Origin of the sequence: Kitasatospora sp. NPDC057518 (assembly GCF_042802075.1) — a bacterium.
GTDB lineage: Bacteria > Actinomycetota > Actinomycetes > Streptomycetales > Streptomycetaceae > Kitasatospora.
Genome location: NZ_JBHVEU010000062.1, coordinates 17,333 through 27,585 on the forward strand (window position 1 = coordinate 17,333; position 10,253 = coordinate 27,585).

At 74.5% G+C, this 10,253-nt stretch carries 9 protein-coding genes; 2 read left to right on the plus strand and 7 right to left on the minus strand.

The window, feature by feature from the left end; genetic code table 11:
• Positions 1-29: 29 nt before the first annotated feature.
• Positions 30-1,205, minus strand: coding sequence for an MFS transporter (locus ACFU7Z_RS09265; RefSeq protein WP_380777111.1), 1,176 nt, complete (start codon positions 1,203-1,205; stop codon positions 30-32).
• A gap of 175 nt (positions 1,206-1,380) precedes the next feature.
• Positions 1,381-2,208, minus strand: a complete 828-nt coding sequence (gene proC, locus ACFU7Z_RS09270) for a pyrroline-5-carboxylate reductase (RefSeq protein WP_049652199.1) — start codon at positions 2,206-2,208, stop codon at positions 1,381-1,383.
• Positions 2,209-2,391: 183 nt separating this feature from the next.
• Between proC and ACFU7Z_RS09275 the strand changes: the two genes are divergently transcribed.
• A complete protein-coding gene (locus tag ACFU7Z_RS09275) occupies positions 2,392-2,841 on the plus strand; it encodes a hypothetical protein (protein WP_143204615.1) in 450 nt (149 codons plus the stop codon).
• Positions 2,842-2,965: 124 nt separating this feature from the next.
• Positions 2,966-4,195: a hypothetical protein gene (locus ACFU7Z_RS09280; RefSeq protein ID WP_380777106.1), complete on the plus strand. Its 1,230-nt coding sequence runs from the start codon at positions 2,966-2,968 to the stop codon at positions 4,193-4,195.
• Between the two features lie 6 nt (positions 4,196-4,201).
• Here ACFU7Z_RS09280 and ACFU7Z_RS09285 read toward each other — a convergent pair whose 3' ends face one another.
• The 5 genes from ACFU7Z_RS09285 to ACFU7Z_RS09305 all read right to left on the minus strand — a co-directional run bounded on the left by ACFU7Z_RS09285 (position 4,202) and on the right by ACFU7Z_RS09305 (position 10,167).
• A complete protein-coding gene (locus ACFU7Z_RS09285) occupies positions 4,202-4,732 on the minus strand; it encodes a hypothetical protein (RefSeq protein WP_380777107.1) in 531 nt (176 codons plus the stop codon).
• Positions 4,733-4,905: 173 nt separating this feature from the next.
• A complete protein-coding gene (gene ilvD, locus ACFU7Z_RS09290; protein ID WP_380777108.1) occupies positions 4,906-6,750 on the minus strand; it encodes a dihydroxy-acid dehydratase in 1,845 nt (614 codons plus the stop codon).
• Positions 6,751-6,986: 236 nt separating this feature from the next.
• Positions 6,987-7,757, minus strand: a complete 771-nt coding sequence (locus ACFU7Z_RS09295; protein ID WP_074004028.1) for a class I SAM-dependent methyltransferase — start codon at positions 7,755-7,757, stop codon at positions 6,987-6,989.
• 46 nt (positions 7,758-7,803) lie between these two features.
• A complete protein-coding gene (locus ACFU7Z_RS09300) occupies positions 7,804-8,631 on the minus strand; it encodes a sugar phosphate isomerase/epimerase (protein WP_079272395.1) in 828 nt (275 codons plus the stop codon).
• Positions 8,632-9,204: 573 nt separating this feature from the next.
• Positions 9,205-10,167, minus strand: coding sequence for a Ppx/GppA phosphatase family protein (locus ACFU7Z_RS09305; RefSeq protein WP_117488326.1), 963 nt, complete (start codon positions 10,165-10,167; stop codon positions 9,205-9,207).
• Positions 10,168-10,253: the final 86 nt, after the last annotated feature.

The following is a 10,253-nucleotide window of genomic DNA, read 5'->3' on the forward strand; positions in this document are numbered from 1 at the left end:
CCGTCACCCGGCGGCGGGGGCCGGGACCGTCACCCGGCGGCGGGGGCCACCGCCTGCGCCTGCGCCGGCGCCGGCGCGAAGCGGTCGGCCAGCGGCAGGACGGCGAGCACCAGCAGCATCGGGGCGAGCAGCGCCCAGCGGTACGAGCTCGCGTCCGCGATCGCCCCGACCAGCGGCGAACCGACCAGGAAGCCCACGTAGTTGAAGAGGTTGAGCCGGGCCACCGCGGCGTCCGAGTCGGCCGGGAAGAGCCGGCCGCCGGCCGCGAACACCTGCGGGATGATCGCGCAGATGCCGAAGCCCAGCACGGTGAAGCCGGCGATGCCCGCCCAGGCGGCGGGCGCGACCGCGGCGAGGCCGAAGCCGAGCGCGGCCAGCGCGGCACCGACGCGGACCACCGGGACGGCGCCGAAGCGCTGCACCGCGCGGTCGCCCAGGGCCCGGCCGAGCAGCATCGCGACCATGTAGCCCAGGTAGGAGAGCTTGGCGAGGTCCTCCCGGCTGCCCAGCCCGTCGGTGAGGTACTTGACGCTGTAGTTGGAGACCGAGGAGTCCGCGATGTACGCGAAGGCCATCGCCAGGCAGAGCGGCAGCAGCGGACGCCAGGGGACGGACCGGGCGGCGGCCTCGGCCGCCTCCCGGACGGCGTCGCCGAGTTCGGCCGGACCGGCGAAGAAGGCGCCGGCCAGCAGGGCGAGCGGGGCGATCACCGCGGCGGCCGTGCCGAACAGCAGCGGCAGCCCGAGGTCGTAGTGCGAGCCGAGGCCCGCGAGGGCCGCGCCGAGGATGCCGCCGAGGCTGAACGCGGCGTGGAAACCGATCATGATCGAGCGGCCGTAGCGGTGCTGGAGCCCCACCCCGAGCATGTTCATACTGGCGTCCAGCGCGCCCACCAGCAGCCCGAACGCGCCCAGCGCCAGGGCGAGTTGCCACAGTGCCCCGCCCAGTCCGGCGGCCGCCAGGCTCAGGCAGACGGCGGGCTGGACCACCCGCAGCACGGCCCGCGCGCCGGTGCGCTTCACCAACTGCTCGGAGGCGATCGACCCGGCCCCGGCCAGCACCGGCACCGCGGCCAGGAAGACCGGCAGCAGCCCGTCGCTCAGCCCGTACCGGTGCTGGATCTCCGGGATGCAGGTGACCAGCAGGGCGAAGGTGACGCCCTGGAGCAGGAAGGCGGCGGCGAGCGCGGCCCGCCCGGTGCGCAGACCGGGCGCCACCGGGGGTGGCGACGCGGCGGGCGGAACGGGCGGGACCACGGGCGGGGCGGCACTCAAGCGGACCTCCAGGCGGACTCCACACGAACCGCGCTACCGGCCGGTAGGACGATGTTGGCGAGAGCGTAGGGGGTGCGCCGCGATTACGGGAGGGGTCGCGCAGCGGTCATTTCCCGCCCGAGGCCAGCTCCCGGGAGCGGTCCCGGGCCGCCTCCAGGGCGCCGAGCAGGGCGGCCCGCACCCCGTGGTTCTCCAGCTCGCGGATCGCCGCGATGGTCGTGCCGGCCGGGGAGGTGACCGCCTCGCGCAGCTTCACCGGGTGCTCGCCGGAGTCCCGCAGCATCACCGAGGCGCCGATCGCGGACTGCACGATCAGGTCGTGCGCCACCTGCCGGGGCAGCCCGAGCAGGATGCCGGCGTCGGTCATCGCCTCCACCAGGAAGTAGAAGTAGGCCGGTCCGGAGCCGGACAGCGCGGTGGCCGCGTCCTGCTGGGACTCGGGCAGCCGCAGCGCCTTGCCGACCGAGCTGAAGATCTCCTCGGCCCGCGCCAGGTGCTCCTCGCCCGCGTGCGAGCCCGCCGAGATGACGCTCATCCCCTCGTCCACCAGGACCGGGGTGTTGGGCATCACCCGGACCACCGGGGTGCCCGCCGCGAGCCGCTCCTCGAACCAGGCGGTGGGAACGCCGGCCGCGGCCGAGATCACCAGCCGGTCCGCGCCGACGTGCGGGGCCAGCTCCTCCAGCAGGGCGCCCATGTCCTGCGGCTTGACCGCGAGGATCAGGGTGTCGGCGAGCTTGGCGGCCTCGGCGTTGGAGACGGCCACCACGCCGTAGCGGTCGGCGAGTTCGGCCGCCCGCTCGGGACGGCGGGCGGTCACCAGGACGTCGGCCGGGTCCTTGCCGGCCCGCAGCAGACCGGAGAGCAGGGCCTCGCCGATCTTGCCGGTGCCCAGGAAGGCGATCTTCTGTCCGTGTGCTCCGCTGCTGCCCATGGTCCGCTCCCGCTCCTTGCCTCGGTACTGCCGCCATCCTCGCACCGCCCGGCGGCCCGCGCGGGAACCGTCCGCTCCGTGGTCGCCGCCCACCCGGCCGCCTGGCGGAGGACAGGCCCCTAGGGAGAAATCTCGGGGGTTTCCCCTATGGCCTCCCGGCTCCCGCGGGCGCACCGTGGAGCCATGGCACACGACGAAATGTCCCGACGTGAGAACCGGCAACTCGCCGTCGCCTCGGCGACCGTGGGCCCGTGGCGGACCGCCGCGGGGGTCGGTGCGGTGGTGGGGGCGACGGCCCTGGGGATCGATGCGATCACCGGGGACTGGTCGCTGAGCATGCTGGCCTCACCGGCCGGCTGGGGCCTGTTCTTCTTCTTCCTGGTCGGCACCGTCGGCGGCCGGCTGCGGCGCGACACCACCGACCGGAGGCTGCGCCGCTGGGCGAACGACCACCCCTGGCAGTCGGCGCTCCCGGCCGCCGGCGGGCTGCTGGTCCTGAACACGCTGGCCCAACTGTTCCTCGGCGACGAGGGCCTGTTCGGCGCCTTCTTCATCTCGCTGCTGCCGGCCGGCCTGCTGCTGGCGATCGCCGGGGTGGTCGGCTCGGTCAAGCAGGCCCGCGGCAAGGACTGAGCGGGCGCCCGCACCGGCGCGCTTCCGGACGAACGGCACCCGTCCCGCGGACGACGCACAGGTGTTCACCACACGGTGTGCCCCCGATCGACGGATCGTCAGACCCCGTCGGCATACTGGCGCGATGCCGATCGCCGAAGAACCGGAACCGCGCCCCGCCGGGGGCGACGAGCCGAACGGGTCCGACCCGTCCGGGGCGGGCCGGAAGGACCCGTTCGCCGACCTCGTCCTGGACGAGGAGTTCGTCCGCAGCGCCACCGTCAAGGAGCAGAGCGGGCGCACCCGCATGCTGTCCGCCCGCTGGAAGCACACCCCGCCGGTCGATCCGGGCGGCCGCCGCTCGGTCAACGACGGCCCCGCGGCGCGCGGGCGCCGCTTCCGCCGCAAGCCCGTTCGCCCGGCGCGGGCGGTCGACGCGTGGGGCGACCCGCGTCCGCGCCGCCGCCTGGAGTGGCGCACGCCGCTCTACGTCCTGCTGACCGTCGCCGTACTGCTCGTGGCACTGAACATCGACGGGCTGAAGCTCTGGTACTCCACCCACTTCGGCTACGCCTCCGACCACCCGGTCTCCGCGAGCCCGGCGGCGGAGCGCGACGGACGGCAGCCGACCCCCGACCACCCGTGGGCCGGCTCCCCCGCCGAGGACTGGGCCGCCGGCACGGACGGGATCGAGCTGCCGAAGACCCCCCGGGCCACCGGCGCGTTCGGTGCCGACGAGGTGGCCGCCCGGCTGCAGTCGGTGCGGGCCTACCTGGCGGCGGCCCACCTGGACCCGAAGGTGGTGTCCGGCGGCCGCCCGGACGCCGCGCTGGCGATGCTCGACGGCCGCACCCGGGAGGCCGCGGCCGCGTCGCTGGACCACCCCTCGGCGACCAGTGACCCCACCGCCTGGTTCACCCGCTTCGACCCGCGGGAGGCCGTCCCGGTCACCGACGTGGTCAAGGTGCGGGGCCGGATCGACGTCACGGCCGACGGGGAGAACGGCGTCCTGATGCGGGCCGACGTCAGCTACGTGTACGCGCTGCGCCCCGGCCCGAAGACGGCCGACCAGGCGGCCTCGGCGAACGGCTCCGCGGACCTCGCGGAGACGGTCCGGACCATCGTCCGGCAGGTGGACACCTTCCACTTCTACGACCCGACCAAGTACCAGGTCGATCCGGGGAAGCTCGCGATCGACGAGACCGTGGAGAGCTTCGGCAACAGCACCTGCGGCCGCTACGACGGCTTCCTGCACCCGGAGTTCGACCGGTCCACCCGGCCCGGCCCGGTACCGACCGGGCCGACCGCGGACCCGTACGACCGGGACCGGGTGCCGCCGGGCACCGGGAACTGCGGCTCCGCCAGCCGGACCTGACCGACGTCAGCGCTTGCGCTTGGGCCGGCCCGGCGCCTTGGTGTCGGGCCGGCGGCCGCGGCCCGCCTGGCGCTTCTCGTACTGGGCGACGGCCCGCTCGTGGGCGGCCCGCCGGACCGCCTCGCCGGGAGCCTCGACCAGGCTGCGGACGAAGTAGGCGGCCAGGCTGCCGGCCCCGCCGATCAGCCAGACCGCGCCGAGCGACTTGTCCTCGGCCATCCAGCCGGTCAGCTGGTCCCGGCCCTCGGTGAGCACCTTCCAGGTGCGCCGTACGGCCATCATCGAGCAGACCGCGATGGCGGCGGTCAGCAGCCCGTTGAGGAAGGTGCCGTCCTCGGAGAGCGCGATGCCCTCGATGCCGAAGCGCAGCACCAGCACGGCGGCGGCGGTCGCGGCCAGGGCACCGACCGAGACACCGACCCGGCGCGGCCAGTAGCCGTTGTCCCGGTTGAGCCAGGACGTGCCGAAGAAGCGGATCGGCTCCGGCTCGGGGGCGCCGGCGGGAGTGGGGGCGGGGGGGGGGGGCTGCTCGCTCACGCCGTCGATTATCACCCGACCGCCGCACACGGCGGAGGAGCCGTCCCGGCCGGTGGGACGGCTCCTCCTCGTTCGGTGCGGGCCCGGTGTTCCGGTTCCCTGCGGGCCCGGTGTTCCGCTTCCGTACGGGCCCGGCGTTCCGGTTCCGTGCGGGCCCGGTGTTCGCCTCGGGCTCAGCCGAGCTTGGACACGTCGCGGACGGCGCCCTTGTCGGCGGAGGTGGCCATCGCGGCGTAGGCCCGCAGGGCCTGGCTGACCTGGCGCTCGCGGTTCTTCGGCCGGTAGCCGCCCGTGGCCTCCAGGACGCGGCGGCGCTCGGCCAGCACCTCGTCCGGGACCTCCAGGGAGATCCGGCGGCCGGGGATGTCGATGGCGATGGTGTCGCCGTCCTCGACCAGCGCGATGGTGCCGCCGGAGGCCGCCTCCGGGGAGGCGTGGCCGATGGACAGGCCCGAGGTGCCGCCGGAGAAGCGGCCGTCGGTGACCAGCGCGCAGGCCTTGCCCAGGCCCCGGCCCTTCAGGAAGGAGGTCGGGTAGAGCATCTCCTGCATGCCCGGGCCGCCCCTGGGGCCCTCGTAGCGGATGACGACGACGTCGCCCTCCTTGACCCGCTTGGCGAGGATCGCCTCGACCGCGTCCTCCTGGGACTCGACCACGACGGCCGGGCCGCTGAAGGTCCAGATCGACTCGTCCACGCCGGCGGTCTTCACGATGCAGCCGTCCTCGGCGAGGTTGCCGTACAGCACGGCCAGGCCGCCCTCGACCGAGTAGGCGTGCTCGGCGCTGCGGATGCAGCCCTTGGCCGAGTCGGTGTCCAGCGACTCCCAGCGCTCGGACTGCGAGAAGGCCTCGGCGGAGCGGACGCAGCCGGGGGCGGCGTGCCACAGCTCGAGGGCCTCGGCGGACGGCGAACCGCCACGCACGTCCCAGGTCTTGAGCCACTCAGCGAGCGAGTCGGCGTGCACGGTGTGGACGTCCTCGTTGAGCAGCCCGGCCCGGTACAGCTCGCCGAGGATGGCCGGGATGCCGCCGGCCCGGTGCACGTCCTCCATGTAGTACGAGCCGTTCGGCGCGACCTTGGACAGGCAGGGCACCTTGCGGGAGATCGCGTCGATGGCCCGCATGTCGAAGTCCAGCTCGGCCTCCTGGGCGGCGGCGAGCAGGTGCAGGATGGTGTTGGTCGAGCCGCCCATGGCGATGTCCAGGGCCATGGCGTTCTCGAAGGCGGCGCGGGTGGCGATCGCCCGGGGCAGCACCGAGGCGTCGTCACCGCCGTAGTAGCGGTTCGCGATCTCGACGACGTTCTGCCCGGCCCGCTCGTACAGGGCCCGGCGGGCGGTGTGGGTGGCGAGCACCGAGCCGTTGCCCGGCAGCGAGAGGCCGATCGCCTCGGTCAGGCAGTTCATCGAGTTGGCGGTGAACATGCCGGAGCACGAGCCGCAGGTGGGACAGGCGTTCTCCTCGATGATCGCGATGTCCTCGTCGGAGACGTTCTCGTTGACCGCCTGGGAGATCGCGTCGACCAGGTCGAGCTTGCGCACGGTGCCGTCGACCAGGGTGGCCTTGCCGGCCTCCATCGGGCCGCCGGAGACGAAGACGGTCGGGATGTTCAGGCGCAGCGCCGCCATCAGCATGCCCGGGGTGATCTTGTCGCAGTTGGAGATGCAGATCAGGGCGTCGGCGCAGTGCGCGTTGACCATGTACTCGACCGAGTCGGCGATCAGGTCGCGCGAGGGCAGCGAGTAGAGCATGCCGCCGTGGCCCATCGCGATGCCGTCGTCCACGGCGATGGTGTTGAACTCGCGCGGGATGCCGCCCGCCTGCTTGATCGCCTCGGAGACGATCCGGCCGACCGGCTGGAGGTGGGTGTGCCCGGGGACGAACTCGGTGAAGGAGTTGGCCACCGCGATGATCGGCTTGCCGAAGTCCTCGCGGGCTACGCCGGCCGCCCGGAGAAGCGCCCGGGCGCCTGCCATGTTGCGACCGTGGGTGACCGTACGGGACCTCAGCTCGGGCACTGTGCTCCACTCCTTCGGGGCTCTCGCGGGCACCCCGCTGCTGGGAGGGTTCGGGGGCCGCTGTGGGTACCGAGCCTACGCCCGCCGTCCGGCCGGCGGACGGTCCGTCCGCGATGCGGGCAGGCGAGGACGCGGGCGGGCGGGGACGCGGGCGGACGGGCAGCGACGCGGGCGGGCAGCGATGCGGGCGGACGGCGGTGCGGGCAGGCGGCGGACGGCGGTGCGGGCTCCGGGCGTCAGCCGGGCTTGACGGCCACGGTGAGGTCCAGGCTGAACGGCTCGACCACGACGCCGTCCGGGAACGCGGCGACCATGGCCTCCCGTTCGGCGGCCAGCACCGGCGCGCGCTCCTCGGGGCTGAGCGAGGCCAGGTAGGAGCGGGAGGTGAGGTCGGTGAGCACGTGCTCGACGGTGACCCGCCGCTCCCAGCGCAGTGCCGTCCGTTCGACCACGAGGCCGGCCGGGGCGAAGTGCCCGACGTGGCCGCTGATCCCGCCGTAGCCGTGGAAGCGGCCGGGGAGGGCGGCGGCCATCCGCTCGCTCCTGGCCCGGATCCACGGCACGGTCTCGTCGTACACGTTCCACCAGGCGGCGACGGCGCCCCCGGGCCGCAGCACCCGGACCGCCTCGGGGACGGACTTCTCGGGGTACGTCCAGTGGAAGGCCTGGGCGTAGGCGACCAGGTCGACGGACCCGTCGTGGAAGGGCAGGTCGTCGCCGGTGCCCCGGACCAGCGGCAGGCCCGGCGAGGAGGCCAGGAACCGGGCGGCCATGCCGGGGCTGGGCTCGACGGCGACGACCTCCGCACCGCGCGCGGCCAGCAGCCGGGTGGCGATGCCCGTCCCGGCGCCGACGTCCAGGACCCGGGCACCGGCGAGGCCGCGGCCCCAGAGCCGCTCCAGCGCGTCGAACAGCTCGTCGGGATAGCCGGGGCGGCCCTGCTCGTACTCGGCGGCGACCCCGCCGAAGCTCGCGGCGGCCTCGCGGTAGTTCCGACTCTCCGTCATGCGTCCCCCTTCGTACGGCAGTTGACGCCCGGACGGACCGGACGGCTCAGCGTACGCGCGAGGGGGTGGCCAGGTGCAAGCGGGTAAAAGCGAGGGCCTCGGCCAGGTCGGCCTCGCGTTCGGCGGGGGAGGCCGAGCGGCGGGTGTTGACCTCCAGCACCACGTGGCCGTCGAAGCCGGTCCGGGCGAGGTGCTCCAGCAGCTCGGCGCAGGGCTGCTTGCCGCGGCCGGGGATCAGGTGCTCGTCCTTGCCGGAGCCGCTGCCGTCGGCCAGGTGGACGTGGGCGAGCCGGTCGCCCATCCGCTCGACCATGGCGAAGGTGTCGATCCGGGAGGTGGCCGCGTGCGAGAGGTCGATGGTGAAGTGCCGGTACTCCTCGTCGGTGACGTCCCAGCCGGGGGCGTACGCGAGCATCTCGCGGTCGCGGTAGCGCCACGGGTACATGTTCTCGACGGCGAAGCGGACGTCGGTCTCGCCCGCCATCCGGTGGATCCCCTCGACGAACTCCCGGGCGTACTGGCGCTGCCAGCGGAACGGCGGGTGGACGACCACGGCGCTCGCGCCGAGCTTCTCGGCCGCCGCCCGGGCCCGGACCAGCTTGGTCCACGGGTCGGTGCTCCACACCCGCTGGGTGATCAGCAGGCAGGGCGCGTGCACGGCCAGGATGGGCAGCCGGTGGGCGTCGGAGAGCCGGCGCAGGGCGTCGATGTCCTGGCTGACCGGGTCGTTCCAGACCATCACCTCGACCCCGTCGTAGCCGAGCTTGGCGGCCAGCTCGAAGGCGACGGCGGTGCTCGCCGGGTACACCGAGGCGGTGGACAGCGCCACCTTGGTGTCCGGGATGTGCAGGGCCGGGTGCCGGGGCAGCACCAGCCGGTCGGTGGTGCGCAGCAGCGGCGGGCGGGCGGCGTCCCGCTTGGCGGCCTTGACCGAGCGGACGGACTGGACAGCGGCCTTGGCGGCGCCGGCGGCCCGGGCGGTGCGGGTCTCCTTCGGGGCGGCCTTGGCGGCGGGCTGCTTCGTCTTCGGGGCGGGCTGCTTCGCGGTGGGCGTCTTCGCCGTCTTCGCCGTTCGCGCCGTCTTCGCCGCGCTGGTCTTCGCCGCGGCGGTCTTCGCGGTGCGCTGGGCGGCCTTGACCGCCTTCGAGGCCTGTTTGGCGGCCTGGGCGGCGGTGGCGCCCGTGACCGCCTTGCCGAGCCTGCGGCGCGGGCCGTCCGGCCGCGACTGCCCGCTCCCGGGAGTGCGGTCCTCCTGCGTTCCGTCCTCGCCCGCTGGTTGCACCACGGGAGACAGCGTAAGCGGAGCACGCGGCGAACGGGGCGGGACGACCGGCGCAGTGACCATCGGCACGTTGCCCCGGGGCGGTCGGTCGGCGGTCGGTCGGGACGGGTCCGGACGACTGTCCGGGCGACCGCCCGGTTGCGCGCCCCGGGGTGCGCGCCCGGCTTACGGGGTGAGCGCCGGGCGGCGGCGGTCGGCCGGGCTGTCCATGGTGTCCAGGCGGCGCAGGATGATGCCCTCGCGCAGCGCCCACGGGCAGACGTCCAGCTCCTCCAGCCCGAACAGGTCCATCGCGGCGTCGGCGACCAGCGCGCCGGCCAGCAGCTGCTTGGCCCGGCCCTCGGAGACGCCGGGGATCCGGGCGCGCTCGGCGACGGTCATCGCCGACAGCCGGGGCAGCCAGGCGGCCAGCCCGCTGCGGGTGAGCCGGCGGTCGGTGTACGGACCGGCGTCGGCGGGGGCGGCGCCGGTCATCCGGGCCAGCTGCTTGAAGGTCTTGGAGGTGGCGACCGCGTGCCGGGCCGGGCCGAGCCGGGTGATCTCGCCGACCACGGTGGCGAGCTCGGCCCGGATGTGGCGTCTCAGCTCGCGCAGCCCCTCCGGGTCGGCGACGTCCCCCGGCAGCCAGCGGGCGGTCAGCCGGCCGGCGCCCAGCGGCAGCGAGCAGGCGACGTCCGGCTGCTCGTCCAGACCGCAGGCGATCTCCAGCGAACCGCCACCGATGTCCAGGTTGAGCAGCCGGCCCGAGGACCAGCCGAACCAGCGGCGGACGGCCAGGAAGGTGAGCCGGGCCTCGTCCTGCCCGGAGAGCACGCGCAGCTCGACGCCGGTCTCGGCGGCCACCCGGCGCAGCACCTCCTCGCCGTTGGCGGCCTCGCGCACGGCGGAGGTCGCGAACGGGAGGATGTCGACGACGCCCTTGTCCTCGGCGACCCGCAGCGAGGACGCGACGTGGCCGACCAGCCGCTCGACCCCGGCCTCGCTTATCGCGCCGCCCTCGTCCAGCAGCTCCGCCAGACGCAGCTCGGCCTTGTGCGAGTACGCGGGCAGCGGAGCAGCGCCCGGATGGGCGTCCACCACGAGGAAGTGGACCGTGTTGGAACCTACGTCGAGCACACCGAGTCGCATAACTCTCCACGCTACGCGATCCGGGCCCTGGTGAGAGGGGGTGCGACGGTATTCGCGCCGGTCCGGAACCGGTCCGCGGGCCGGTC